Here is a 25825-nt window from a genome sequence, read left to right as displayed (position 1 = left end):
TGGTAACTATTAATACTTCTATGTTAATAGAAAATCGCTTCTTTTAGTGTTTTATAAACACTACACTTAACTGCTTCAGGGCCGACAATTTTTATATCCTGAATATAACCTTGTAACCAATGCTCAAGCTCCCTAGTGTGAGTTACTTCAACCGTGACCTTGCTCCAAATTGTGTCTAGCTCAGTTATCTGTTGGTTTTCACCGATAATTGACTCTTTCAACAGCCGAAGTACATAGCCTTTAACCTCTAACTTGAGCTTTATGACTCCCACCGATAGCCCACCGCCGACTTCCCCGGACTCAACATACTTAGGCAGATCAAATTGGTTGTCGTAGTGCTCGTTCAATAGCGTTGCACTTCGCACTCTGTGGGCCAAGATCATTCGCGTGTCTTCATACCCCTCATATTGACAAGCAAACACTAATTTATTGTCTCGAACGATAAGTCCTAACAACTTCACCACCGAGCTGCGCTTACTGTTTTTATATTGAAAACTAATTTTTTTGTTTTCAAGTAAGCCGCGATAGAGCGTATCTGTAATATCAGAAGCGACCTCATGTGGTCTGACAGCAATACCCGGAGGCACAATAGCTACTTTATCCAGCCATGTTTTATAGATTTGATTAGATTCAAGGGTCTTATCTGATTTTTGAAACAAAGAAGTTAAGGCGCTAAAAAGGTGCAGAGGAAGATGCTGGCAAAGATGTTTTTGAACCAACTTAAGAGATATGGCCTCTTCCGGAGATAGTGCTGGTAAGTAATTGAAGTTGGAATGCTGTGAATAAGACCATTTGTTACCCTCTGGTGACTCACCTGACACTAACCCAATAAGTGTTGAAAACGTGTTTAAGTCCCGCTCGACAGTTCGCTTCGATACAACAAAACCTTCATCCATTAGTTTATTAAATAATGATTTAGCCGATGTCCATCTAGGGTAGACAGGGATCAAGCGCATCATTGTCAGTATACGTAGTAATGAATCTTTCTTAGCCGCTGGCACTTCGTTCCTCCCTTTGATCTGCATAGGATAGTAGAACAAATTTGCGACACATTACGTCGCTAGCAATCAATGTAGGTATAATTTTTTATACGGCAGACTGAAGCCAAGAAGGTTTCAACATGTTCAAATGACAATACTGGCTAAAATCTGTATCGACTGATGTAGTTAAAGCGCTTAAAGTCAAAAGAAAAGCGATGATAGAAAGAAAATCTACACGCTTTAAAAATCGAGACGTAGTGTAAAGCGCCAAACGCACAAGTTACGCCTTTACTTCACACATCTAACTCGAGCGTGTCTCTGGGGGATAAAAACAGTACAGGTACGCCGGGTTTGACCATTTTTTCGGTGTAGTTTACCCAGTCAATTCTGTTTTTCTGGTCATCATGCAGCTTGATCACGTCCCCTGTATTCGCTAGTCGAATTTTACCGAGCTGTTTTACCACTGTTGATTCACCCGGCTTTAACGTGACCTGCCCCACTGCAACAGCGTTGTCTTGATTGTCAGACAGGCTCCAGCCTGTTAGGTCAATCGCATCCGCGCCGAGATTAATCAGCCCTATCCACTCATTGCCCTTGTCGCTGCCTTTAGGGTTAACCATGGCAGCACTGATAAATATATCCACCACGTCGTCTTTTACCGTTTGCCTAGGCCCTGACGTGTTTTGGATATCACTTGGCTTGGCCACTTCAATCAGCTCAGGCGTTAAAATTGGCTCACCATTAACACTGTTCGGCCCGCGGGTATGAGTGCTCGAATCGCAATGGGTCATAGGGTTAGCGTGGTAAACCTGTGGCTCGAATTGCAACCCTGTCAGCTCTTCAATGTAAGTGACTGTGGTTTGATAAGTTTGGTTATTGTATTTTTTGCGCCCAGATTTGTCCGCTAACGCTTTTTCGTCTTGGAACATGACAAACGCGCGCACCTCCAATTCATTCGCCTGATTAACAAAGCACACAATTTTGAAAAAGCCCGCAGGCACCAATGCCAACGCATGGCCACTTGGGTGCACACTACGATCATAATCCGCATAAAAAGGGCCAGAGAACGAGCTGATCTTACCGTCTTTATCTAAGTCTAAACCGCACACCCAGTCTTCAAGCCCTAGCCATTCATCTTGGTTTAGATTGGCATGTTGCAGGCACGCATTTGTGTAGTAAAACGTTTCGTTAGACGCGCGCTGGGCATCAATTGCGTTATCACCCCACGCGGCCGTGGTGCGCCTTGCCATATGGCCGCGATCCCAGTCGTTATTGCGATAATAGGTATTATCTAACTGAAACTCCCTGCCAATACGGCCGTCAATGCGCCAGCGATTACTGCGACTGGTTTGCTTGTGTTTATTCTGATCAACGTTAAGTGCCACGTAAACAGCGGAGCGCCTTTCTGGCGCACCGTTCATGACCAATGAATAGTGCACATAATCAGCCACATAATGCTCAGTTAAATCATCATCTCGCACGATGTTTTCATCAAGGTGCGGCGCAAAGCTTGGTAAGGGTAAAAGAAAGCCATCAAGAAAATCAGGATCGTAAGCGCTCATCAGCAAAACTCCTTCCACAAATGAATGAAGAGAAGACTGCGTACTACCAACTCTGTAGTGATACCTCAGATATGTTTATGACTAAGATTAGTAAAGGATCTCACTTTACGATGAAACAAATATGAAGCTAAGTTGAAGAGCCAGAGGTAAAAAACGAAAAACTGAAAGGTGAAGAGCTAAAAAGGGAGAGGCTACAAAAACAAAGGATTCTGGTAAATTTGTATGCCCTTTAATAACTCACCAATGCCAGGGGCGTTAATCTGTGCACTTTGGTGGGGATCTATTCTTTTGTACTGAGCAACTTAACGACGTCAAGACGTATGAGAGGGCATTAAAGAGCAATAATCAATATTTGATTAAGGTGCGTGTTTCTATGCTCTTACGGGGGACATTCACGTTCCCGTCCTCTTTCATATCCAGTGCGCTGTGAGCCAAATGTGGCCGCCCTTGGTTGTCATATATATTGAAAATAATCGCTTCATCGGGTCTCATGTGTGATTGATAAAACCACTCATGCTCAGGGTTTTCGGCCACCCCTAATATTTGCCCAGTGCGGTCAGGGTAAATCAACTCGATGTTCATCCAGTCATCTAACTGCATAGAGCTTGGGCGAATAAAGCCAAGTGGCGATGACATTATCGGTTGCGCAACAGGCCGCCACACATTCACAATGCCATAATGCCCTTGTTGAAATTCTTTGGCGCGCTCTGCCCCCACTATGTCAACCAAACGTCTATTAACGCCCGCCTCACTATAATCATTATGCACATTACGCGCAGGTCTGCGCGTAGCGTTTGGGTCATCAACTCGCACTGTGTGATCAAAAATCACCACCTCTTTTGCACCAATAGTATGCTTGAGTAAGCCACTCAGCTCTTGCTCATAAAGGTCTTTCCAACTATCGCCATGTTCAAAATCCTTTACCTGAGTATTCGCCTCAACAAACACAATGCCATCTTGCGTAAAATTGACCGAGTTAGCTTGGCTGCGCACATCACGAACCATTACATTGGCTGGCGTTAGCTCGGGTGAAATAATATTGCCAACAATACCATCAACATCAAATTGGAACGCCTGAGGCGCATCACGTCTAACGTGATAATTAACCCTTGCGGTCGTCATAGTCACCCTCCTCAATCGACTGAAATCAGGTCAGTCATTTGCTTAAATATTTTCCTATATCCTAGGCTGCGAAATATAAGGAGTTAAGCGGCCGGGATAAACAGCAAGCGCGTATAAACAGAATCTTTAAATGAATGATAATGGCGGGGTTAAATCGAAGCTCTGACACTGAGATAGTTTATCTACGTTTGTACTCTATGTTTTCTTTCGGACCAGACGGCCTAATTAATCACCTCACTCGATAAGCGATAAGCGATAAGCGATAAGTCAATGATTAGGCGCTCTATTCATGAAAAAAAGTACCATTGTGCCCGGTAAATCTATAAAAACGAGTACTCACGCTTTTTTAGCAACGAATTTCAGGGGACAGCCATGACAGACTTCAGAGTCAAAACACGCATCACAGATATGCTCGGTATTGAAAAACCCATCATACAAGCAGCAATGGGGTGGATTGCACGCTCACAGCTTTCATCTGCGGTATCGAACGCTGGCGGCATGGGCATAATCGAAACCAGCTCTGGAGAGCTTGATGCCATTCGCGAAGAAATTTTAAAGATGCGTGACCTAACCGACAAGCCGTTTGGTGTAAATATCGCTCAGGCGTTTGTTAGAGATCCTAAAATTTTGGATTTCATTATCGACCAAGGCATTAGGTTTGTAACCACCTCTGCGGGTGACCCAACAAAATACACCACCCAGCTAAAAGAGGCTGGCCTCACCGTATTTCATGTTGTGCCGCACCTTAAAGGCGCATTAAAAGCGGTTGAAGCAGGCGTTGATGGGCTTATCGTTGAAGGCGGCGAAGGCGGCGGTTTCAAAAATGCGGATGACGTATCAAGTATGGTGCTTATTCCGCAAGTATGTGAAGCGGTAAACGTACCTATTGTTGCAGCGGGAGGGATTATGGACGGGCGCAGTATGGCCGCCGCCATGGCATTAGGTGCAGAAGGGGTGCTTATGGGAACGCGTATTTTGAGCGCAACAGAGAGCCCGGTGCACCAAAACTGGAAAAACGCCATCATAGATGCCGATTCAACTGACACTGTATTTCTTAATCGAACTGGTCCTGGCCCTGCCCTTCGTGCCCTGCGCACAGAACGCTCAACGCGTATCCTGAATGAAGGCTCAGCAAATATTTTCAGCGAATTTCAAGATACCCAAGCCGTATATTTCGGCGGTGACTTAGAAGCAGGAATAGCACTAACAGGCCAAGTTGCTGGGCGGATAAAAGAAACAAAATCGATTAGGCAAATATTCGATGAGACAATGATGGAGTTTGGCGAAGTGACCGGACGTTTAGCCGCCTTAAGCAACCTATTAGAGCGTTAAGCAATTGGAGTCATCACAAAAAATAAAGCAGGCACATAGCTGCGCCTGCTCGTTTGGATAAAGCGCTTTAATTAAGCCGAGAGTTCTTTGCGAATAATCTCAGTGCCGGCGCTTAACGCATTCAGCTTAGCGCTTGTTACCTCTTGGGACAAAGGCACCATGCCGCAGTTGGTGCACGGATAAAGATTTTCGGCATCAACATACTGCAGTGCGTTTCGAAGGGTATCGGCCACCTCTTCTGGAGTTTCTATGGTATTGGTTGCCACATCAATGGCCCCTACCATGACTTTTTTGCCACGAAGTAGCCCGATTAATTCCATGGGCACTCGGGAGTTTTGGCACTCCAATGAGATAATATCGATATTGGATGATTGCAGCTTAGGGAAAATCTCTTCGTACTGTCGCCACTCTGTCCCTAAGGTCTTTTTCCAATCGGTATTGGCTTTAATGCCGTAGCCATAACAAATATGGACTGCAGTTTGGCATTTAAGCCCTTCTACTGCGCGCTCTAACGCGGCTATACCCCAATCATTAACCTCATCAAAAAAGACATTAAACGCTGGCTCGTCAAATTGGATAATGTCCACGCCTGCGGCTTCAAGTTCTTTCGCTTCTTGATTGAGTATCTCAGCGAATTTCCACGCGAGCTTTTCGCGACTTTTATAATGATCATCATAAAGGGTATCGACCATGGTCATAGGCCCGGGCAGCGCCCATTTGATCGGTTGCTTAGTTTGCGAGCGTAAGAATTTGGCATCTTCTACGAATACCGGTTTTTGCCGAGTCACGGGGCCCACTACCATGGGTACGCTGGCGTCGTAGCGGTTACGTATTTTAACCGTCTTACGGTTCTCGAAATCTACACCACTGAGGTGCTCGATAAAGGTGGTCACAAAATGTTGCCGCGATTGTTCCCCATCACTGATGATATTAATGCCCGCTTGCTGCTGATTTAACAATGACAAACGCAACGCGTCCTGCTTCCCCTGAACAAGTTCATCGTCTTGCAACTTCCAAGGTGACCAAAGTGTTTCAGGTTGAGCGAGCCAAGACGGTTTAGGCAGGCTACCGGCGATGGTAATAGGTAAAAGTGTTTTCATGCTCTCTCTCTAATCGGGTCTTCATCATTCAGCTTTAATATTCCCAAAGCTGGTTTATTCAGTTTCTATTATTCAATTGCTATTAGTTAAATTGTCAGCCAATGCATTAAAAGGCGCTGTTTGCAGACCACTGCTCAAGAATAGGCTTATAGGGTTTGATGAAGTGCTCTTCAACAAACTTGCCTTGCTCAACCGCTAACTGGTTTCGCTCTTCTCGATCGTATTCAATTTGGGTCAGCGAATGATCTTGATGGCGTAAATTAGGTTGGTAATGCTTACCCGCTACCGCGTTAGCGTTATAAATCTCAGGGCGATAAATTTTCTGAAAGGTTTCCATGGTGCTGATAGTGCTGATTAACTCAAGATTGGTGTAATCATTGAGTAAATCCCCTGAAAAGTAGAACGCCAAAGGCGCAACACTGTTCGCAGGCATAAAGTAGCGAACCGTTAAACCCATCTTTGCGAAGTACTGTTCTGTTAACGACGAACCGTTCGGCTTATATTCATAGCCTAATACAGGATGTTGATTTTCAGTGCGCTGATAGGTTTTGTTTTCTGACACGCTCAGGCAAATAACAGGGGGTTTACTAAAGTTTTTCTGGTACACGTCTGAGTCTACGAAATGCTTAAACAGCTTGCCGTGCAAATCGCCAAAATCATCGGGAATACTAAACGACGCTTTGCCTTTATTGTGCTGTGACAAAATAACGCTAAAGTCATAATCACGCACATAAGAGGAAAAGTTATTACCCACAATACCTTCAATACGCTGGTTGGTGACGTGATCAACAATATTGCTTTTTAAGATCTCAATGGTAGGGAATGTTTGGCCATTTCCTTCAACGTCTATATCTACCGAAATAATCTCAAGCTCAGCCGAGTAACGATCGCCTTTTTGGTTATCCCAAAATGCTAAGGCATTGAAACGGTTATTGATCATCTGTAAAGCATTGCGCAAATTCTGTTGGCGACGCTTCCCTCTGGCCAAGTTAGCGAAATTCGTGGTGATACGGGTATTGTCCGACGGATGGTAATTTTCATCGAAACAAATACGCTTAATGGAAAATGTAAAATGGTTATTCATCGTGACCTGACAATCCGTTTATTGAAATAAAATCTATCGTGTAACTGCTGATAGGTGCACTGGGCGCTCAAGCAAACTCGTCGCTAAAACCCAAATGTAAAAAATGCTAATAACATCAAACGCCTCAAGCGTTAGCAGCAGAGTGTGTTTTATACGTGGAAGGTTAGATGAATAAAAATGATTTGATCTCATTAATGCATGAGCAAAACTCATACATTGAAATTATCAATTGTGGTGGATATTAAATATTATAGGCTCCCCACTGTGAATTCAGCTAAGGGGGCTGGGCAAAGGGAGAGTTTCTGACAGCATCGCCAAAGTCAAAATCAGGCAGTCTAAAACCCCATGCAACAACAAGCCCCATGAAAACGTAAGGCTCCAGTCATTATTTTGCAAAAAGCGAGTGAATCCCTTTCACCGCGCTACAGGTCATAGAATTCATGTTTTTAAGTTCATGTTTTTAAGTTCATATAATGTAAATGTGTCAGAGTAAACTTGCTAAATAACCTTGGAAATTATCAGCTAATTCACTGCCCCAATGGTCTCAAGTTATTTTTATATGTAGAGTGACTCAATACATGCTAGTGATGAGATTCTATTTGAATACAGCTGAAACGATACATGTGTCAACGGCGACTTTTAATGGAGGGATCGTTTGAATATAAATTTACGCGAAAGCCATCTTTGCGATTTGTCAGAATAGTCCAAGCGTTTATTTTAAACGGTAATACGAAATTAAATTAATACCGTTAAAACTTTCATGCAGATAGACCTCCAATAAGTAACCAGTGTTCACCAGATACTCCCTCAGGCTTGTTATCATTATCAAGTAGACATTGTAATTTGAGCATTGACTTCGTTAAAAGAACGTCTTCCGCCATCATTGATGTATAGCCAACATTAGTAACAATATCCACGTTGTCATATTGAAGTAAAATTTCTGCTAACTCATGGGTTTTCATTTCGTCAATAACACCTTACTGGTTTAGTCTTATTTAAAATTGAATACGTCACAATAACTTGCCAAAAGCGTTTACTGTAGCCAAAATTTTTAAACAAAGTGCTTAACCTGATTAGAATAACTCACCCTTTTTTAATATGTTTAGCGTAATAGTTAATCCTGCTTAGTTTCTTGACCCTCATCAATTTTATCCATTTTAATAAACTCCTCTAGCGCTGCGCCAGGGTCTTCTTCTCCCGCGATAGACTCTGCAATCGGACTTGCCGCCTCAGCTTCGGAATCTTCGAGTACAAGGTCTTTTTTATCTTTTACTTCATCATTTTTATTCATCATTAACGTTCCTATATTGGGTTGATTAGACTTGCTGTTAACACTGCTCTGACTGAGTTGCGGCTTTCCTCGCTTTGAGTCCACGGATAAGCTCCTCTAAATAGGGTATGAGCTCCAGCGCTACCGCGATAAATAATACTGTTATTAGATAGGTCGTGGGCAGGGGGGCTTCCTTTAGAGTAAGTGAAAGATCAAGAGGAAAACCACTAGCCGAAAACAGTGACGTAAAATGAGGCCAATGACGTGCAATGATTAGCACTAACGCTAGAAGAGGAATCATTTCTAAAAAGCTGTGCACATGCTGTTCAATAGGACCCACGCGCCTTTTGCTGACTGCATAGGAGACATCCCAAAGTGCGGTTAATTCGTGAAGAATGAAGAGCAAGATACTGATACCAATGATCAGCGCATTAACCTCAAATAATAGGACGAGCATGAGTGGGATCCCGACCTCAGCAAACATTAGTAAATGAATGAAGGACTCTTTTGCACCGCTTGTTTTTGCAATATTGCTGCGTCGATGACAAAACCAGTCTACAACTCCTGCTAGAAGCCAAACCGGAATGACAAAATACATTAAAATCACAAGAGTAGGATCACTCATAAAGACTATCTCCCTACATCTAATAGACGGGGTGTTCACGCGTTATCAGCGAGTACACCACTAAGTTCACTTTAAAATTTCATAATTAATTGGTTTGTATTTAAAGTTATTCGATTCGCCAGCTGAGCACGCCGTTAAACCTACTACTAGGTCCATGGAGGCTTCAAATATAGTGTAATCACCGGCTTTACTTTTCGGTGGAAGAACTTTGAAGCTACCGTCCTCACCCACCTCAACATTCATGAATGTGTTGAAGGTCGTTCCGATTAAATGCTCAGGTATACCGAATTCAGAAAATGCATTCACTAAATTTCCATGACACCCGGGAACAGGCTTTTCATTTGGGTAAAAATGCTTGAATGTATCAACACTGCAAGGCGTTAATAGAAAGTCGTGATCTTCAACCATGTCTTCAACAATTTTCAGCATAACGTTGCTTTGATTGGAGTAAAGTTTACTGCCCACCTTAAATGTCAGTGACTCGTTATAATCTAACGAACGACCAGAAGACAAAAACTCTTTAAAATTATGCTCATTGAAGCAATATATATCGGCGACTTGCTCCCCTAAAGGATCGGTAACTTTCAACCGTTCCCCTTTCTTCAATTTAAATGCTGTGCCACTTCTAGGTTTTATTTCGTTACTCATCTTTTTTCCTCGTTGAAAATGGACATCTCCATGAATTGCTGACCGCCCTACCGCTGTATTGCCGGGCTTCAGAAAGTTCACCATGGTCGTATAAATTTGGGTTAGGTGAGCCAGAAAAAACTTCTTCATTTGTTCGGATTCTGTCTCTTAATGCCGTGAACTTGTTTGTTTCCTTCAATATTTGAAATTGGCTATGCAGGTTAAAAACGATAGTGGGGTGTTCGAATCTTCTCGCTCTTCGCTCTGCAAATGGTGAGAGACCTATGATGAAAAATGCTTCTCCGCCGAGACTAAAGCTAAATTCACTATCATCCGGGTTATCACTCACTCTTCTATCCCACGTGTGGGTCATTGAGTCTCGGTTATACAAATTTTGGAGCTTACTCCACAAGGCGTCTTCAAACTCTTTCTCACTCGTTAATGTCGAGTTTTTAAAAGTGGCCACAAAGCTAAAATATAAAGGCTTACTCGAATTATAAATAGTTATAAATTGATATAGCTCATCAAGTATATTTTGATTATTTTGATTTGAGAAAATATCACCAAAATCACGTGTGACGATTTGATCTTTATTTAATGCTATCTTTGCTCCGACACAGGGAAAACCATCTTGCTTAATGAAGTTTTCTATCGATGAAGGTCGTTCTCCTTGAGAATTCATAAATTAATTCCCCCTCTGACTTAAGTAAGAAATAACAATGAAATTAGGAGTTATTCATTGAAAAATTAAATAATGCTTGTGATCTTGCTGCTGTCTTAAGAAGTATGAGAATTACAATTCAATTGATATGCCATATTTATTGAAGTGGCTCAATTTCGTTGTGGCACAAGGCAGCACAGTAATTGAAGAATTAAAATTTGAGGCTGGGCGTAAATTTCACTAGACAGGTAGAAAATAATACCCCTTCACATGTAAGTTTTTCATTTAATCTTTTTCAATTCGGTAGATATTAATAACTATTTTTAAGGCCGATAGCATCTTAGGAAGTAAAATTAACCCGGCGGTAACTCAACACTCGCGCAACCTATTCGCCTCTTAAGTTGATAAACAAAATGATCGGCCCTCTAGGAGCTCATATTTGCGTCTTTGGGCTTTGGGCTTTGGGCTACACTGCTCGCTTCTGCGCGATACAATAGAGTCTTTTAGCACTGCGGAATGATTGGGGGGATATTGTTATAAGTTTTCAGCCGTATAAGACGTTTATGGCTTGAGAAATCGCAAGAGTGTGGTGGGTTAGAAATAGTGTGACGTGGTGAGAGATGATGTGACGTGGTGAGCTGGGCCCACCACGTCGTGTACTTACACTTCGTGCATTGTCCCGTCGTACTGTTACGCACTAGCAACTTTCACGTCGTCAAAGTGTTTAAATGTTTCTTTAATTACATCTTTTTGATCACTGTTGTCATAATGCACTCCGACTAGCACAGAGCCCTCTTCAATCGCGTCTTCGTAAAATTTCACTTCATGCTCAGGGATTGCTAAGCCTATCGCTCCACCAATGATCCCGCCTGCAGCCGCGCCCGCTCCGCCTGCCGCTAGAGCTGCCACTAATGGACCACTCGCAAGTACCCCTACGCCGCCGGTCGCAACCACTCCAACAGCGGCAAGCCCCCCGACAATCGCCGCCAAGACACCACCTGATGAAGCACCTATGGCAACTCCCTCTGGTAATTTGGATTGGTCAGTCAGGGCGAAACTGTCTTTGGTAATTGAATCGTTAGCCACTAGCGAAATATTCGCGTCGCTGAAGCCTTTGTGTTCAAGCATGGTTATGGCTGCACTTGCTTCGGCGGGATTTTTGAATAGTCCTGTAATGATATCACTCATAATTATCTCCTTTGATTGAGAGCGTTATTGCTCTTGACTTACACCTAGCTACAGCAACCTTCGAGCCATTAATATAGGCAACAAAATATCAGGCTGAAGTGGGCGTAATATAAGGACAAAGCGAATTTTCTGTTAAAAATTAAGGCTTTCAGTAATGGGAATAAATTACCTGACCCATGTGCTTCACCGTGTAAAAAAGTGCTCAAAGCCATTGATTTTTATGGTACTCACATATTTTATACAGTGCCTTTGGGGCATATCAGGCGCTTTACCATGACGTTATGCTGGTAGGTTACAACGCGGTCAACGTTTGCATGATGACCCAGCCTATCTGCCTTTTGGAATTTAGCTAACTGACTCGCACCTTTCATTTGCTTTGATTAAGTAAGATTGCTGCTGGGGTCTTCGGCTCGTGCGCAGTGCGACTTCAATACCAAACTTATGGCGCCGAACTTAAGTTCTTTTGAGTTTTTCGTTCATCTATAACGAACTGCATATAGAACAAACTGCATTTTTAGCGCTATCTATTGAAGTCAGCGGACCAATTAGCCACCACGTGCTGGTTCTGACTGTCATTCATTTATCAATGTGGCTTGCTCTTTGCTGCATAGGCTTAATATTGGCAACTTAAATGCGCTAATAAAATCACTTTCAAGCGTCACCTCGTCGCAATGTGACCTAAAACAAGAACAACAAATTTTATGCATTGGGAGATTAAATGAATGTAAAGTTGGTCGCAAAGCGCGCACTCGTGCAGGCTGTTACAACAGTAGCCGTATTGCTTTTTACGTGGTTGATAATAGGAAACAGCAAAATATTCCTTGTTGCTTTCGGAGGGATCTTGATTGCCGTAATGTTTTCTGGATCTGCTCGTTGGCTAGCGAAAAAGACAAACATCACGGCGAAAGTATGGCTTCCAATTTCTATGCTCGCTCCTGTATTGCTGTTAGGCCTTTTAATGACTTACGCTGCCCCCAAGATATCAACGCAAGCGAATGAATTAGTCGATAGAATGCCCGAAGCGCTAGAGTTCGTTCGAGGCCAATTCACAGAATTCAGCTCAATCGGAAAGTTTAACGATAATCTAGACAAAATCACCAACTATGATCCAAAGATGAGTACAGTAATGAATGCTGTCTCTAGCTTATTATCATCAACCATAAATGGCTTCGGAAACTTCATATTCGCTATTATTTTGGCAATATTTTTATCTATAAACCCCAAGTGGTATGTTAACGGCGGCCTAAGTTTAGTTCCTTTACAGCATAAGAATAAAGCGCGAGATCTTTTAAAGCGTTGCGAGACTGCTTTAGCAGGTTGGCTACTCGCTAAATTAGCATCAATGGTCATGGTCGGCCTGTTTACAACTGTTGGCCTGTGGGCATTGGGGATCGATTTAGCGTTAATACTGGGGATTATTGCTGCTCTTTTATCTTTCATCCCTAACCTTGGGCCTCTGTTGGCATTTATCCCCGCAGGTTTAGTAAGTATTCTTACTGGGATTGATACATTGCTTTACGTTTCAATTTTGTATGTTGGAGTACAAACTATAGAAAGTTACGTTCTAACACCAATACTTCAAGCTGAGATTGCAAGCTTACCCCCCGCTTTAGTTCTGTTGGTTCAAGTGTTACTAGCCAGTATGGTGGGTATGGCGGGTGTGTTACTAGCTGCCCCATTGACCGTCTTACTCATCGTTATTACCAAACAACTTTACGTAAAACGCCTTCAAGGTTATAAAGAACAGGATAGTAGTTAGCATTTTACAACCCGTTTCTTGATAGCCAATGTTGCATGACATCTACACAGCGTAATTAAGGAGATAGACATGTTTGTTAACGATCCACTAGCCGACCTTTTCCTGCGAGCAATAGTGTTAACGGGAATAGCTATGTTCTGGGTCGTTTTACTTGTGCGAGTAAATGGTTTGAGGTCGTTTTCTAAGATGACCAACTTTGATTTTGTTATGACAGTCGCCATTGGCTCTTTGCTGGCAGGAGCGAGCCAGTCAACCGACTGGACCAGTTTCGTGCAGACAATACTCTCTATGGCAATGCTCTTCATCGTCCAATTTACCACCGCCACAATTCGTAAAAAATCATCAACGTTCGAGTCTATAATGCAAAATCAGCCCGCTTTACTCATGAAAGACGGAGTCATTTTGCATGCCGCCTTGAAAGCGACTCGTGTTGCAGAAAATGATCTCATTGCGAAGCTTCGAGAAGCAAATGTTTTGCACCTCTCACAAGTTCGTGCTGTTGTGCTGGAAACCACTGGCGACATTTCTGTCATCCATGGCGACAGCTGCTCTGATGCCATACTACAAGGTGTTCGAACGGTGAAGTGAAAGTAGATGTGGAAGTAAAATTGAAAGTGAAAGTGGAAGCCAACAATCAGTGCACTACGTGTTTACTATCGCAACGACTTGTTAAGCCAATATTCTTCTATGGCTTTTTCCGCTACGGCACTTAACACATCTCTATTAAGGGCTTCTGAGTAACCCATAGTTGATCTTGCTAATTCTCTATCGACAATTGCAGTCGCGACCAAATCGACAGCGTCGTCTAATGACTCACCTACTTCGCAATAACGAACGTGATGCTCACAGTTTGAGATGTGCTGTTGATTGCCAGCAAACCACTTTTTGAAAACCTGTAGCGCTAATGCCTTATATCTAGGTTGGTGTCCGCCGAAGACGATCATAAAGATGTTAGAGCTGGGGTAATCGTCCTCACTGCAGACCCTTTCAAGGTTACTCACAAGGTTATCTATCTCATCATTAACGGCTTCGGTCATCAATTTGGCATATATTGACTCTAGCTCTTGTTGGTACAGGCTCATTGCACTGTGAGGTAGCACATTTGAATGTTCGATTCGTTCTAGCAGTTTCGTGGTTACATCGGCGACTTCTTTACCTAGGCTCAGCGGAGCCTGTTGGCGAATTTGTGACACCCACCTATTCACCTGACAAAGAGTGGCCTCATCTACTGAATGACACAGTTTATAGTACACCGCCAATGTCCCATGACTCATCGCTTTCAGGCTTTGATAGCGCTCATCGTTTATGACATATTCTTTTACCTTACTTCCCGCTTTAACGATAAGCCTGCTATCAATACGACAAATTAGCATGACCTCCCCATCATTAATGCTTGCAACCGCTTTTGCTTTCTCAACTTGGTAAAGTCGATGAAATTGAGCATTAATTTCTCCTAAAGGATTGCCTTTAGGTTCTTGTATCGAGTCTTCAACAATAATTGCCATTATATTCACCTCAAGCGTTCTGCTTCGCGCACAATAATGTGCTCACCTTTATCTTCGCCCTCAACGTAAAAACGAATCCACAGCAAGCTTAGTGCTGTTCACTGAATTGCTCTTGTCATCACAGTAGGCGGTATACAAAACGCATTCCACAACGATACATAATCGTCCATTACATCTAAGTGGCATACAGATTGCGTTGTAGATACGGCAAATTCAATAATATCTAGGAGGACTTTATGAGTAATCAATACGATAAAAATAGTATTTCGGAAACGTTTGCAGATGCCATAAGTGAAGAGGAGAAACGCAAGTTATACCAAGCGGTTTCTAACCAACGTCACAAAGCGATGAGTACGCTAACTGGGGTAAAAACCTTTGTCAAAGCCAACCCTATCAAGGCTACTGGGCTAGCGGTATTAAGCGGGTTATTAATTACGTCCATTTTCAAAGGTAAATCCCACCACTAATTTCACGGTAATCTATGCAGCGGAGCATCCGTGGCTCTCACCACCTGTTTCGCTGCAGTTCTACAATTCCAATAATGTTTTCAATGCCGCCGATACAAGCGCCACTTGACGTATATGACGCATACCATAAACCGCTCAACCTCCCTTATCAGTAGCTATTATTTTTAGCTTAAATACGGCATTGACGTGTAATTTTTTCCTCATGCTTATGCATTAATGACAAAAACCCTTCCACACCTTCATGCTCTGTATTTGGCAACAGTACCAATGAATAGCTAAATCACTCATCGCAAAGTACTTTCACTACTAATCGAGGCCTTTGGCACATCTATTGCTGAATTTCATGTGAGATACCAAACAAGTGAATAGTCATAGCTCTTAAACTGTTAAAGGGGATACAAAGTGAAAACATTCCAAGATAGATATAATTTGCACGTTGATATTGATGCCATTGAAAATCACATAGACGGCACATTTCGCAAGCTCAACCGTACTACCCGCTCATTACATAAACCTATCCCCAGCCACCGTAGAGACAAATGGCAAGACCATAACCTAGAGCGATTATCGAGCCGTTAATCACGTTCAAATAGATCCTATTCATCCATAACAGTTACATTGTGTGAAGGAGTTTTCGAAAATGAAAAAAAATCAATTTACGATGCAGGATCCCAGAAGCCAGTATCACATGAGCGATACTGAAAAAGACAGCGAACAACCTGACCCCGGCTTAGATGAAATATTAAAGCCGAAAGCGGATCATGGTGAAGATACTTATCTTGGAAGTAACAGGTTGAAAGGTCGAAAAGCATTAATAACCGGAGGGGACTCTGGCATTGGCCGAGCTGTTGCCATTGCGTTTGCAAGAGAGGGAGCTGATGTCGTTATTAACTATCTGCCAAGTGAAGAAGAAGATGCAAAAGACACGTTACAGGTCCTAAAAGCAAGTGGCATTAACGCTTTTGGGATCCCTGGGGACATATCTGACGAAGAGTTTTGCAAAAGCTTAGTCACTCAGAGTGCAGAATGCCTCGGGTCAATCGATATATTGGTAAACAATGCGGGGAAACAACAGTTCGTCGCCGACTTAGAAGATTTAACGACTGAGCAATTCTGTCAAACTTACGCGACTAATGTGTTTGGTATGTTTTGGATAACCAAAGCTGCGGTAAAACATATGCCGCCGGGCGCCAGTATTATCAACAGTACGTCAATTCAGAGTTATCAGCCTTCAGCTGGTCTACTGGACTATGCATCAACTAAAGGTGCAATCACCAGTTTCACTAAGGGCTTAGCAAAAATGCTGATTGATAAAGGCATTCGAGTTAATGGTGTTGCTCCCGGTCCCATTTGGACACCGCTGCAGCAAAGTGGCGGACAACCAGCAAAAAAATTACCGAAATTTGGTGAGAACGTTCCCATTGGCAGGCCTGGACAACCAGCTGAGTTAGCGCCTGTTTATGTGTATTTAGCTTCACAAGAGTCTAGTTATGTCACCGCTGAAATCATGGGTGTAACGGGTGGACAACATCTCCCCTAATTGACATCCCCCTGAGCGTGTAGACATTTTTGCTTAGAAATTAAATAAGGGATGTTGAGCATAAAATGGCTTAATGCTCCTAAACTTAGGCGGTAGTGGTTTTATGATGTTCTGGCTCATTAAACCATTACACGCCTTGAATCCACTCCGATGTTATGGGGGACTGTAATGGCTCACTGAGCATCGGAATCAGGGTCATGTTTATTCGTACTCTATAGTTTGCTTGCACAGTAGTACATGCAACGCTATTTCCGCGCTGCAGTGGTGTCGAAATACTCATCAATCATATTGGGTATATAGACTTTTGTTTCACCATCGCTCCACTGCACTTTGACGCTCTCCACGTGTGTACAGTTTCCTAAACCAAACAACAGCTGATTGTTGTAAGAGTCTGCGTAGGCAGAAGATGATGCACCTACTTGTTGCTGCCATTGTCTACCGCAGGCTTGTAGCGTCGCTTTAGCCGCCAATTGCGTCGCCTTACCTGACGGAGAGCCACCTACTACAACACCGAGAAAATGATGGCTAGATTGACCGGATGTGTGATTTTCAAAGAGCCGCCATGTGCCGCGTTCATTGGCGGTAACGAGATCAAGGTCGCCGTCTTTATCGAAATCGATAACGTCTGCGCCTGCTCCCGTTGCCCCTAAGTCGTTAATAACAATGCCGTGCTCCTTATGCTCAACGAAGCCATTTCCTTTATCGTTCATATACATAATCGGCTTGTGAGGCTTCGCCATGTTGCCGTATTGCATAAACAATAAGTCCGTCCATCCGTCATTATCAAAATCAGCGGCCACCACGCTCGCCGTGGGCTGTTGGATATCAATGCCTTTAACGGCAGTCACTTCAACGAAATGCCCATTTTGGTTTTCTAATAATTTAACCGGCAGTCGCTCGATAGTGGTTGGCGTTGGTCCATCTGTCACATTTAACACAACCCCAGCAGTGGGCGAGCGCGTTTGGCTACAGATACGCCATTTATCATCACCTAAATAGCCGATATACAGTCCAGGCTTAGACTCTGGTGATAAATACTTCATCTTAACGCCTTCAGGACAGATATCGCTCGGCCAGCCAAGCGCTTGCTGAGGTTCAATATTCAGCGCCCGACTGCCGCTTAAGTCCGACTCATAGCTTTTGATGTCCTTTCGCCCGGCAATATTAAGCTTGCTTTTATTTTGGCCGAGGTAAATGTCAAAATCAGGATAAGCCATTTGCAAATTAACGAGATGAAAGTTGCCATTAATGGATAGCTCTTCAATATACAGTGGCTGAAACCGGGAAAAGAAGGCATAGCGTTGCTGCGCTTTATCATAAAAAAGTTGATGACTAAATTGGTGCTTAGCGCGACTAATCGCTAAATCAAGATCCCCATCGTTGTCGTAATCAAGCTGAGCAATGGCACTAACTTCAGTCGTCTTGTAAGCGCTACCTAGCACGGCTTTAGTTGCATCGATGAATTCAAAATCTGGCCCGCCGAGGGCAGCTACCATTTTCCCTCCGCCAAAAATAATGACATCGGGGTCATCATCATCGTTAATGTTCGTCACTATGGTTTTATAACTTAACCGTTGTGAGTAGGGTAAATTCCCCTCAAAGGTAAATGCGCCGGTGCCGTCATTTGAATACAGGTGATTCGCACCTGCTTTGGCCTGTTCAGGTGTCGCAAAGCCCGTCAGGAAGAGGTCGACACTGCCATCTTGATTTGCATCCAGCGTTTTCACCGACCGCCCTCGCCCCTTTTCAAAGTGGCTTAACACTCTGTTTTCAGTTAGTTGGCGCGCTTTTGTTATCTCAATATGTTTAGGCTTTCTTGGGTTACTGCCATTGCCGCCGCCTTGAGCAATAATGACCTCAAGTAGGCCGTCGTTGTCAAAATCAGCAATACCCGTGCCGTGCATATCCCCAGTTTGTAACGTGTCAGGTTGGCTAAACTTACCCTTCTCATTCCAAAAAATAAGGATTTTATCGGCGTGTTCCGTCAGCAAAAGATCTTGCCAGCCGTCACCGTCTAAATCACCGACTATGGGGCCGTCCCACTTTCTACTTGCTCGCTTAGGGGATGGCAGTGCATCTTGGTTTTCTGAGAACAAAGTCTGGGCTTGGTTAGATTGTTGCGCCAGTAGTTGACTCGCAGCTTCGTTAGTAGAAGAGCGAGATGGCGACTCACATCCCATCACTATCAATGAAGAGCCAAGCAGTAAAAAGACTTGAGCTGAGATCTTGAACGTCATCATATGTGTCTCCGGTAGTTGCTAGCTAAGCGTCGAACCGTGATGCCTTTTGAGTAAATGACTCAGGCCCAGCTCAGAGCAAGTTAAAGTGCAAAGTTAAGTGCAAATTAAAATATTAAATAAAGGTGAGAATCACTGTGCAAAGAAAAATCAAGCCTTACTTGCTTGCCAAACGGGCCTGGGAATAAGCCAAATATAGAAAAGGCCAATCAAAACGTGAGTGGCGCTTCGATTAGCCTAACGGTGCACATCACCGAAAAAGGGTTAAATCTCTAGAGGCTATTTCCACACAACAGGAACGAACACGGTCATCTCTGCTGTGCCCCTGTTACTCCACGCGTAGTAAGGTATGAATTGCGCCTGGTGTGATCCCCAGGTAGGTTTTTGTACTTCATCATACATGTTTTGTGTATTGTCTTGACGCACCAACAATTGGGTTTTGATAGTCGTCATGCCGCCCAAAAAGCTTTGGTCGAACTGAGCGTCAAACTGTGCGTCAGAAGCGATATAGGCATCCAAAATCCCGGTATTCTCTGGCAAGTCCGGTGTCTCAATACAATAAACAAGTGGCCCACGTTTAACCGCAACTTGATTACGTATTTCTTCTATACGGGGGTGCCCTTCAACAAACGTGGTGTTCATGGGTAGGTCAATAGCAATTTTGTCGCCTTCGCGCCATTGGCGAGACAACGTCAGGTATTCACCGTTCTTAACGCCGTTTATCGTTTCGCCGTTCACGGTAACGGTTGCGTCTTTTGCCCACCCTGGAATACGCACTGCGATGTCAAACGATTCGGTCTTACACGCCTTTACATCTATGCAGATTGCGCCATCCCAAGGGAAATTAGTGACTTGGCTTAAAGACAAGTCACTGCCATCAAGCAGTTTTGTGTTTAAATTATTGCTGCCGAATAAGTTAACCGCTACGCCATTATCCGTAAGGCTGTAAGCCCATGCAGATACTTGCGCTATGGTCCTAACCAAATTTGGTGGACAGCAGAAACATTCGATATAAGCTTCTCTATCTGGAGATTCAGTGCAATCACAGTGGTCAGAATAGTCACGCTGGCCGAAGTTCATACGCAATGGATTGGCGTAAAAGTACTTTTCACCGTCAGCACTGATCCCCACCATCGCACTATTGTGCAGTACTAACTCAACGTTATCTGCATGCTTAGCATCACCGGTTATACCAAGCATGCGCCAGTTGAACATAGCGTTCGATATATTCGCGCAGGTTTCGTTGTAGGCGGTCGAATTAGGCATAAGGTAATCATCAATAAACCCTTCGTGGATCATATTCTGATCGTCATACGCACCGTGATGGCATTGACCTAACGCACCCGTAACATACATTTTGCGCTCGTTGGCACTTGACCAAATGCTTTGCAGCGAGTCAATTAAGGCGGTTTCACCTGTTTCTGCATATACGTCTGCCGCACCAGAGTACAAGTACATGCCGGTAACAGCATGGCCAACCGCTTCTGTTTCTTCCCTTAACGGGGTTTTCATTTGGCACTGATCGCCCGTAAACCAATAAGGCACCGAGTCATGTAATTCCATCGGAACAGAGCCGCGCATTGTCACAAAAATATCCGCTAACTCAAGGTACTTGTTCACACCCGTTTCACGGTAAAGCTCAACCAAGGCCATGATTTGCGAGGGGTTAAATCCGAAACGAGCGAGTTCTTCGTCTTTAGAGGTAAATACACCGTAAAGGTAATCAGCATGCTTGATAGATAAATCGAGCCAATTGGTTTGGCCGGTAACGCGGTGGTGAATAACCCCCCCTAGAATAAGGTGACCACTGTTGTAAAGCTCATGATCACATACCGCTTTCCAGCGAGGCTTGCCGAGTATTTGATTATGGGTATGCAAATAGCCATCGCTACACATGGCGCTTGCGAGCACACGGATGATCTCATCTAATTCCGTTAATAATGCGGTGTCTTTATTGATTCCGTACACATAAATGCAGGCTTCCATCCACTTATAGAAGTCGCCGTCGTGCCACAACATGCCTTTTGCTTCGCCGTCCTGCATTTTCGCAGCAATTTTGAAATTGTTGTAAGCGTGACCAACATCCCCTTTAAGCAATTCCCCCATATGTGGCACCATGATGGTCTCGGCTTGCTTGAATTTGTCAGCCCAGAATCCCTCTGTCCACTGGCAGTCACCAATATTGATGCTTCGAAACTTTACAAACGGGCTTTTGCTATTGGCGTTAATCGCTTTGTTGTGGGCATATTTTGTGTTCACAATACGTTTCCTATTCATTCAGATGCTTTCGCGCCCTTGCAGGTTAGGTTTAACTCAACCTAATTCTTGGGTGCCACACGTCATTCAAATTGTTCATCAGCTATCAATACGGGATAGCATACTGACTGTTCAACAATACATTAACGTGGTTGTATCATAATTGCAAACATATGATGTTTAAATCATTCGAGAAATTTACTATATAGACTAAGTGTTATTTTGCTGTCTACTTGCCAAGATGTGTAACAGACTGAAGTGCTGATTTGCTTAGCGTGTCGGCACAAAAATGAAGAGAGGAATGAGCACATTAGCGAGGGTTGCGTCAAAAGTGCGTGGGGTCAATCAAAAGGCATCGTCGTGATAGCGGCGTATAACAGTACGCTGTTGGCACACACTTCGTTCGCTGGGGCGCAAAGCTTAGCGTAAGAAATTATTATAGGTGGGTGTCAATGTTAGCGTTTCTTTAGCTGTCTCTGTCCATTTTGGAATTATTTCTTTTCTCCTGTTAATTCTACCTAAAATGAAAATAGTCACCATAAGTTCAAATTGGGAAGCTCTACTTGGCGCAATCTTTGACTTATTTGTTGTCCTTTTAACGGCTGGTAAAATCATTTATATTAATAAAAAAACTCCTAGTTTGAATTGGATTTTGGATGAGGATATAGATTGAATTTTTCTATCGACAATAGTTTTATTGATACGCTTTAATCTTTATTTTAAAGCTGTTTATGCAGAGTTTACTCTAAAGCAAAAAACTTGCCCCTGTTAGCCTGCTTTTTTCGCTCCTACTTTATTTATATTCTTCCAGCTAATCCTTTCTTTTTTTGGTAATGGTTCAAGCTATGATATTGATAAATTATTATATCAAGCATTAATGTTAGGAGTAGAAGAAGAACTTATATTTAGAGGTCTTCTTTTATATACCTTCTCACTTGCAATTATCTCCACTCGTTTTGATATGCTTGGTGCACAAATCAATGTTGCAGGTTTGCTATTGTTTGGCTTAGTCCATGGGATAATGTATAACGGTGGAGAGTGGTGTTTTCTTTAATAATTTTACTGCTTACTGGCTGTTATGGTTTTATTTATTGTGGTTAAGTGAAAAAACTGAGAGTTTAATTTCTAACAAGGCGTTCAAACGGACAAAAAACAGCTAGCGGTTGTTCGTGCCTTACACATTTTAGCCCACTAGAATTTGTTCTTAAGGGGCGTCAGGGCTTAGTATTGACTCAATTAGGGGTAACCTTTGACTAAATTGTACTTATTGTTAACGGTACTTGGTATTGCCATTCCTTTTGGCGCATTTATCCCCTGGTTGGTAACCAACGGTTTAGACTTTATCGCTTTATTCAATGCGGCCATTGCCAATCCAATTAGCATTTTTGCTTGGCTTGACGTTTTGGTTTCTGCTTTGGTGCTATTAACATTTATCGTTGTAGACGGTAAAAGAAATAAGGTTAAATACCACTGGTTAGCAGTTCTTGGAACTCTAAGTGTTGGGGTGTCATTTGGTTTTCCCCTTTATTTGTATCTAAAAGAAAAACAGCACCTTAATTCAATAGAGCCTTAACGCGGCGCTGGGGGATCCCCTCATAGAATTGGTCTTCCTTCTTTGTGAACCCAGGTAATGTATTGGGCGATAGCCCATGTCATTTGGGCTGAGTTCATCCTGTAATCTTTTGCCCTTTTCCTGACTTCTCTGCCTAGTCTAATGATAGATAACACGCGCCGATGTCGAGTCGTGTTAGCTTGAAACTCTCTTTCCCAGTTTTGCTTCACGGCGATGATACCGAGTAACCGTAATAGCCATTCTGCGAGCATCGCAATCAGCAGTAATATGTCGAATCGTTTGGTACAGCGACTGTTGCTGTGACGAAGACCCATTCCGTATTGAGGGCTTTTAATATCACGGAAGGTTTCTTCTATTTGCATCCGTCTTGCATAAAGGGAAACCAGCTGTTTTGAGTTAAGTTTATCGTTCTCGGGAAGATTAGTGGCGAGTAGCCAAGGCTCTTTGCTACCCGCACGATAGCTTTGCTGGGCGGTGTGGTTTCGACCTGCCTTTGAAGAGCGTTTATCCTTTCGATGTTTGGCCTTTGCTTTGTACAAATGCAGGTGTGCATGAAGCGGGCTTTTACGCCCCAACTCACCGCAGCCAAGGTATTTGGCGCGAGAATTTGCACTGGGGTAAAACGACTTATTACTTTGCCATGATGCTTGCCCATCACGCTTAAATCCCACATCTCCGCGCACTCGGCCTAGCCAGAACCATCCATGCTTTTCGACTTCTCGAAACCAAGGGTTACGATAGCCTGCATCGGTCACAATCAACGGGCAACAACCCGACGGCAGGATACTCGCCAACTCCCGTAAAAACGGATTATGACTAACAGGTGAATTGTATTCACCGAATGAAAATACGCGCTCATAAAGCGTGACAGAGCGCCCCTGAACACTGACCGATGCACGTAAGGTTAAATGCCTGAGCTGCTCACGCACATCAGACCAATCCACAAGAACAACCGGCATGGGGTTAGCGCCGCAAAGTAGCTTTGCGTGCCAACGATAGATGTCGAGCCGTTCATTATGTAGGTTGTTATTACCAAGCAGCCTGTCGATGCGTTTAATGTTGTGTTTCGGGGCCACGGAGCCTGAGATATTGCGTCCTAATTCGGTCAACGACAGTTGCTGACCATCTAGCAAAGATTGGGTGGCAACCATCAAAGAGGAAAGACGTTTGGCATGTAGATTAGGGCATTGTTTTTTAAGCAAATCGTGTAAGATATGAATATCACGCATGGTGTTGTTATCTAGTTGGTTTTTGGCGAAATTTATTAGATCAAATGGCGCTATGCGTGTCTATATTATTGTTTCTGCTCATAATTATGAGGGGATTCGTTAGAACGCGGCGTTATGTGTAGTGAATTATATAGACACCGAATTATATAGACACCCATCTTTAGAGTTGTGTAAAAAACTCTCCTGCTTAGAACGAAAAAATCCCCCTCAATGAGCGTCAAAGTACTTTTGGGTTTAGTGATTGAGAATTTTCTGGAATATTGAGTGTTGAGTAAGTAAGTGGCGCGTAAGGTCAATTTTTAGGCAAGGGATTAGGCTACAAGATATGCATGATATGTGTTAGTTGTAATGTGTTAGGCGCGCCTTAATAACTCTTTTGCTTTGGTCATTCCTCGCAGCCGTTGATGGTAGGTATGGCGCTTAGACGCATTCATGAATTATATTGACACCCATCTTTAGAGTCGTGCAAAAAACTCTCCTGCTTAGAACGAAAAAATCCCCCTCAATGAGCGTCAAAGTACTTTTGGGTTTAGTGATTGAGAATTTTTCTGGAATATTGAGTATTGAGTAAGTAAGTGGCGCGCAAGCTCAATTTTTAGGCAAGGGGCTAGCCTAAAAGATATGCACGGTATGTACTGTTCGAATGATTTAGCCGCGCCTTAATAACTCTTTTGCTTTGGTCATTCCTCGCAGCCGTTGATGGTAGGTATGGCGCTTAAACGCATTCATCATTTGCTCCGCGCCTGCAGCGTAGCAGAAGTGTCTTTCAAACTCGGTCGTTAATGTTAACCACTGAGCAGCGTCTAATCCCAATCCTTGAAGAATAGGACTGTGAGTGTTATCAATATGACCAGCCTTACCATCACGAATACAGTTTCCTGTGATATCTAAGAGCTCACAATAGTCTTTGGGTGAGTAAGCGATACCTCGAGGCATATTTTCACGATGATTTCCTACAAACGGCATTAAAACACTGGGTTGCTCTCGTTTATTTTTAACCGCCTGAGCACGCTTTTTGATACTGGTGTGCTTTGACGTTTCGGGTGTTTTTGCCATTTTTGCCCGAATGGGGTTTAAATCTACATAGGCCATGCACGCCAGAAGGGCACTCTCATCTAACAGTGCTTGAGATTTAAAACGCCCCTCCCAGAAGCGGCCAGTGCAGCCGTCTTCTTTATTAGCTTCACGAGCAATATACTCATTCAAATCGCGCATAAACCAGCTCATGTCGTATAAACGTTGTCGATAGGTTTCAACGGTTTCATCAAAGGTGATTAGCTCTCCTTGGCTCAGTGTATCGCCGTTCATGAATTTCTGAGTCAGCAAAGTGCCTCTGTGCAGCTTATGATAACGCCTCAACACTTCATAGCTATCCCAATTATCAGCCATTGTTTTATCCACACATAGCACCACATGCGTGTGATTATTCATGACTGCATAGGCACAAATATCGATGGAATATACCGTAGATAAAAACAACAAACGCTCTTCAACCCAGCCTCGGCGATGTTCGTAACTTTGGCCAGAATGCGCATCGACTCCGCACAAGAATGACTGGCGTACGCAGCGGGAAACACAATGGTAATAAGGCGTATCGATTAAACTAATTTGGCTTTTTCGAGGTTGAGGCATAGTCCATCGACCTGATAAAAATGAGACACAAACCAAGTCTAGTTCAGCCCTGAAAATTGACCATTTTTATTATGGG

24 protein-coding genes are annotated in these 25825 nt (G+C 43.3%); 8 read left to right on the top strand and 16 right to left on the bottom strand.

Annotated features, from left to right (window positions below):
- Positions 1 to 23: 23 nt before the first annotated feature.
- The 3 genes from AC0L6N_RS02510 to AC0L6N_RS02500 form a co-directional block, all read right to left on the bottom strand.
- Positions 24 to 1001, bottom strand: coding sequence for a helix-turn-helix transcriptional regulator (locus AC0L6N_RS02510; protein WP_473478596.1), 978 nt, complete (start codon positions 999 to 1001; stop codon positions 24 to 26).
- A gap of 272 nt (positions 1002 to 1273) precedes the next feature.
- On the bottom strand, positions 1274 to 2542 hold the full coding sequence (locus AC0L6N_RS02505) for a DNA/RNA non-specific endonuclease (RefSeq protein ID WP_473478593.1): 1269 nt from the start codon (positions 2540 to 2542) through the stop codon (positions 1274 to 1276).
- A gap of 345 nt (positions 2543 to 2887) precedes the next feature.
- Complete coding sequence (locus AC0L6N_RS02500; RefSeq protein ID WP_473478591.1) at positions 2888 to 3664, bottom strand: CmcJ/NvfI family oxidoreductase; 777 nt, start codon at positions 3662 to 3664, stop codon at positions 2888 to 2890.
- A 372-nt stretch (positions 3665 to 4036) separates the two neighbouring features.
- Here AC0L6N_RS02500 and AC0L6N_RS02495 point away from each other — a divergent pair, with 372 nt between their 5' ends.
- On the top strand, positions 4037 to 4996 hold the full coding sequence (locus AC0L6N_RS02495) for an NAD(P)H-dependent flavin oxidoreductase (protein ID WP_011573808.1): 960 nt from the start codon (positions 4037 to 4039) through the stop codon (positions 4994 to 4996).
- 71 nt (positions 4997 to 5067) lie between these two features.
- Here the strand turns inward: AC0L6N_RS02495 and AC0L6N_RS02490 are convergent, their stop codons facing one another.
- The 8 genes from AC0L6N_RS02490 to AC0L6N_RS02455 form a co-directional block, all read right to left on the bottom strand.
- The gene (locus tag AC0L6N_RS02490; protein WP_473478590.1) at positions 5068 to 6096 is read right to left on the bottom strand and encodes a methionine synthase; all 1029 of its coding nucleotides are present in this window, start codon (positions 6094 to 6096) and stop codon (positions 5068 to 5070) included.
- Positions 6097 to 6202: 106 nt separating this feature from the next.
- Positions 6203 to 7180 carry a DUF1852 domain-containing protein gene (locus AC0L6N_RS02485; RefSeq protein WP_473478589.1) on the bottom strand — a complete coding sequence of 326 codons (978 nt, stop codon included), beginning with the start codon at positions 7178 to 7180 and terminating at the stop codon, positions 6203 to 6205.
- Positions 7181 to 7938: 758 nt separating this feature from the next.
- Complete coding sequence (locus AC0L6N_RS02480) at positions 7939 to 8142, bottom strand: hypothetical protein (protein WP_473478587.1); 204 nt, start codon at positions 8140 to 8142, stop codon at positions 7939 to 7941.
- A 152-nt stretch (positions 8143 to 8294) separates the two neighbouring features.
- Complete coding sequence (locus tag AC0L6N_RS02475) at positions 8295 to 8474, bottom strand: hypothetical protein (protein WP_041713330.1); 180 nt, start codon at positions 8472 to 8474, stop codon at positions 8295 to 8297.
- Between the two features lie 34 nt (positions 8475 to 8508).
- The gene (locus tag AC0L6N_RS02470; protein WP_473478585.1) at positions 8509 to 9075 is read right to left on the bottom strand and encodes a diguanylate cyclase; all 567 of its coding nucleotides are present in this window, start codon (positions 9073 to 9075) and stop codon (positions 8509 to 8511) included.
- 66 nt (positions 9076 to 9141) lie between these two features.
- The gene (locus AC0L6N_RS02465; RefSeq protein ID WP_473478583.1) at positions 9142 to 9723 is read right to left on the bottom strand and encodes a DUF1989 domain-containing protein; all 582 of its coding nucleotides are present in this window, start codon (positions 9721 to 9723) and stop codon (positions 9142 to 9144) included.
- Positions 9716 to 10384, bottom strand: coding sequence for a guanitoxin biosynthesis heme-dependent pre-guanitoxin N-hydroxylase GntA (gene gntA / locus AC0L6N_RS02460; RefSeq protein ID WP_473478580.1), 669 nt, complete (start codon positions 10382 to 10384; stop codon positions 9716 to 9718). Before gntA ends, AC0L6N_RS02465 begins: the two co-directional genes overlap by 8 nt.
- Positions 10385 to 11053: 669 nt before the next feature.
- Entirely contained in the window at positions 11054 to 11551 is a 498-nt protein-coding gene (locus AC0L6N_RS02455) for a hypothetical protein (protein WP_473478577.1), read from the bottom strand.
- A gap of 718 nt (positions 11552 to 12269) precedes the next feature.
- Here AC0L6N_RS02455 and AC0L6N_RS02450 point away from each other — a divergent pair.
- Complete coding sequence (locus AC0L6N_RS02450; protein ID WP_473478576.1) at positions 12270 to 13310, top strand: AI-2E family transporter; 1041 nt, start codon at positions 12270 to 12272, stop codon at positions 13308 to 13310.
- 69 nt (positions 13311 to 13379) lie between these two features.
- Positions 13380 to 13898, top strand: coding sequence for a DUF421 domain-containing protein (locus AC0L6N_RS02445; RefSeq protein ID WP_473478573.1), 519 nt, complete (start codon positions 13380 to 13382; stop codon positions 13896 to 13898).
- Positions 13899 to 13963: 65 nt separating this feature from the next.
- On the opposite strand, the gene AC0L6N_RS02440 is transcribed toward AC0L6N_RS02445, so the two are convergent.
- On the bottom strand, positions 13964 to 14815 hold the full coding sequence (locus AC0L6N_RS02440; protein WP_473478571.1) for a hypothetical protein: 852 nt from the start codon (positions 14813 to 14815) through the stop codon (positions 13964 to 13966).
- 236 nt (positions 14816 to 15051) lie between these two features.
- Here AC0L6N_RS02440 and AC0L6N_RS02435 point away from each other — a divergent pair, with 236 nt between their 5' ends.
- The 3 genes from AC0L6N_RS02435 to AC0L6N_RS02425 all read left to right on the top strand — a co-directional run bounded on the left by AC0L6N_RS02435 (position 15052) and on the right by AC0L6N_RS02425 (position 16822).
- Positions 15052 to 15282 (top strand): hypothetical protein, encoded by a 231-nt coding sequence (locus tag AC0L6N_RS02435; RefSeq protein WP_473478568.1) that lies wholly within the window; start codon positions 15052 to 15054, stop codon positions 15280 to 15282.
- Between the two features lie 402 nt (positions 15283 to 15684).
- Positions 15685 to 15861 (top strand): hypothetical protein, encoded by a 177-nt coding sequence (locus AC0L6N_RS02430; RefSeq protein ID WP_198136257.1) that lies wholly within the window; start codon positions 15685 to 15687, stop codon positions 15859 to 15861.
- A gap of 61 nt (positions 15862 to 15922) precedes the next feature.
- The gene (locus AC0L6N_RS02425; protein WP_473478566.1) at positions 15923 to 16822 is read left to right on the top strand and encodes an SDR family oxidoreductase; all 900 of its coding nucleotides are present in this window, start codon (positions 15923 to 15925) and stop codon (positions 16820 to 16822) included.
- Between the two features lie 245 nt (positions 16823 to 17067).
- Here the strand turns inward: AC0L6N_RS02425 and AC0L6N_RS02420 are convergent, their stop codons facing one another.
- Positions 17068 to 19062 carry a CRTAC1 family protein gene (locus AC0L6N_RS02420; protein ID WP_473478565.1) on the bottom strand — a complete coding sequence of 665 codons (1995 nt, stop codon included), beginning with the start codon at positions 19060 to 19062 and terminating at the stop codon, positions 17068 to 17070.
- Between the two features lie 276 nt (positions 19063 to 19338).
- Positions 19339 to 21318, bottom strand: coding sequence for a glycoside hydrolase family 127 protein (locus AC0L6N_RS02415; protein WP_473478563.1), 1980 nt, complete (start codon positions 21316 to 21318; stop codon positions 19339 to 19341).
- Positions 21319 to 22192: 874 nt separating this feature from the next.
- Here AC0L6N_RS02415 and AC0L6N_RS02410 point away from each other — a divergent pair.
- The gene (locus AC0L6N_RS02410) at positions 22193 to 22369 is read left to right on the top strand and encodes a hypothetical protein (protein WP_473478561.1); all 177 of its coding nucleotides are present in this window, start codon (positions 22193 to 22195) and stop codon (positions 22367 to 22369) included.
- A gap of 195 nt (positions 22370 to 22564) precedes the next feature.
- Entirely contained in the window at positions 22565 to 22888 is a 324-nt protein-coding gene (locus tag AC0L6N_RS02405; RefSeq protein ID WP_473478559.1) for a DUF2834 domain-containing protein, read from the top strand.
- 20 nt (positions 22889 to 22908) lie between these two features.
- Here the strand turns inward: AC0L6N_RS02405 and AC0L6N_RS02400 are convergent, their stop codons facing one another.
- Positions 22909 to 24117: an IS4-like element ISPat1 family transposase gene (locus tag AC0L6N_RS02400; protein ID WP_473476437.1), complete on the bottom strand. Its 1209-nt coding sequence runs from the start codon at positions 24115 to 24117 to the stop codon at positions 22909 to 22911.
- A gap of 648 nt (positions 24118 to 24765) precedes the next feature.
- The gene (locus AC0L6N_RS02395) at positions 24766 to 25749 is read right to left on the bottom strand and encodes a transposase (RefSeq protein ID WP_473478557.1); all 984 of its coding nucleotides are present in this window, start codon (positions 25747 to 25749) and stop codon (positions 24766 to 24768) included.
- Between the last annotated feature and the right edge of the window lie 76 nt (positions 25750 to 25825).

The sequence above is a fragment of the Paraglaciecola sp. G1-13 genome (assembly GCF_055809255.1).
Note: the sequence above shows the minus strand (reverse complement) of the source record. Positions and strands in the feature narration are given on the sequence as shown.

Excerpts from the sequence above, each read along its gene's own strand:
- AC0L6N_RS02505 (WP_473478593.1), bottom strand. The coding sequence starts at position 2,542 with ATGAGCGCTTACGATCCTGATTTTCTTGATGGCTTTCTTTTACCCTTA.
- AC0L6N_RS02500 (WP_473478591.1), bottom strand. The coding sequence starts at position 3,664 with ATGACGACCGCAAGGGTTAATTATCACGTTAGACGTGATGCGCCTCAG.
- AC0L6N_RS02495 (WP_011573808.1), top strand. The coding sequence starts at position 4,037 with ATGACAGACTTCAGAGTCAAAACACGCATCACAGATATGCTCGGTATT.
- AC0L6N_RS02490 (WP_473478590.1), bottom strand. The coding sequence starts at position 6,096 with ATGAAAACACTTTTACCTATTACCATCGCCGGTAGCCTGCCTAAACCG.
- AC0L6N_RS02485 (WP_473478589.1), bottom strand. The coding sequence starts at position 7,180 with ATGAATAACCATTTTACATTTTCCATTAAGCGTATTTGTTTCGATGAA.
- AC0L6N_RS02480 (WP_473478587.1), bottom strand. The coding sequence starts at position 8,142 with ATGAAAACCCATGAGTTAGCAGAAATTTTACTTCAATATGACAACGTG.
- AC0L6N_RS02475 (WP_041713330.1), bottom strand. The coding sequence starts at position 8,474 with ATGATGAATAAAAATGATGAAGTAAAAGATAAAAAAGACCTTGTACTC.
- AC0L6N_RS02470 (WP_473478585.1), bottom strand. The coding sequence starts at position 9,075 with ATGAGTGATCCTACTCTTGTGATTTTAATGTATTTTGTCATTCCGGTT.
- AC0L6N_RS02465 (WP_473478583.1), bottom strand. The coding sequence starts at position 9,723 with ATGAGTAACGAAATAAAACCTAGAAGTGGCACAGCATTTAAATTGAAG.
- gntA (WP_473478580.1), bottom strand. The coding sequence starts at position 10,384 with ATGAATTCTCAAGGAGAACGACCTTCATCGATAGAAAACTTCATTAAG.
- AC0L6N_RS02455 (WP_473478577.1), bottom strand. The coding sequence starts at position 11,551 with ATGAGTGATATCATTACAGGACTATTCAAAAATCCCGCCGAAGCAAGT.
- AC0L6N_RS02450 (WP_473478576.1), top strand. The coding sequence starts at position 12,270 with ATGAATGTAAAGTTGGTCGCAAAGCGCGCACTCGTGCAGGCTGTTACA.
- AC0L6N_RS02445 (WP_473478573.1), top strand. The coding sequence starts at position 13,380 with ATGTTTGTTAACGATCCACTAGCCGACCTTTTCCTGCGAGCAATAGTG.
- AC0L6N_RS02440 (WP_473478571.1), bottom strand. The coding sequence starts at position 14,815 with ATGGCAATTATTGTTGAAGACTCGATACAAGAACCTAAAGGCAATCCT.
- AC0L6N_RS02435 (WP_473478568.1), top strand. The coding sequence starts at position 15,052 with ATGAGTAATCAATACGATAAAAATAGTATTTCGGAAACGTTTGCAGAT.
- AC0L6N_RS02425 (WP_473478566.1), top strand. The coding sequence starts at position 15,923 with ATGAAAAAAAATCAATTTACGATGCAGGATCCCAGAAGCCAGTATCAC.
- AC0L6N_RS02420 (WP_473478565.1), bottom strand. The coding sequence starts at position 19,062 with ATGATGACGTTCAAGATCTCAGCTCAAGTCTTTTTACTGCTTGGCTCT.
- AC0L6N_RS02410 (WP_473478561.1), top strand. The coding sequence starts at position 22,193 with ATGTTAGGAGTAGAAGAAGAACTTATATTTAGAGGTCTTCTTTTATAT.
- AC0L6N_RS02400 (WP_473476437.1), bottom strand. The coding sequence starts at position 24,117 with ATGCGTGATATTCATATCTTACACGATTTGCTTAAAAAACAATGCCCT.
- AC0L6N_RS02395 (WP_473478557.1), bottom strand. The coding sequence starts at position 25,749 with ATGCCTCAACCTCGAAAAAGCCAAATTAGTTTAATCGATACGCCTTAT.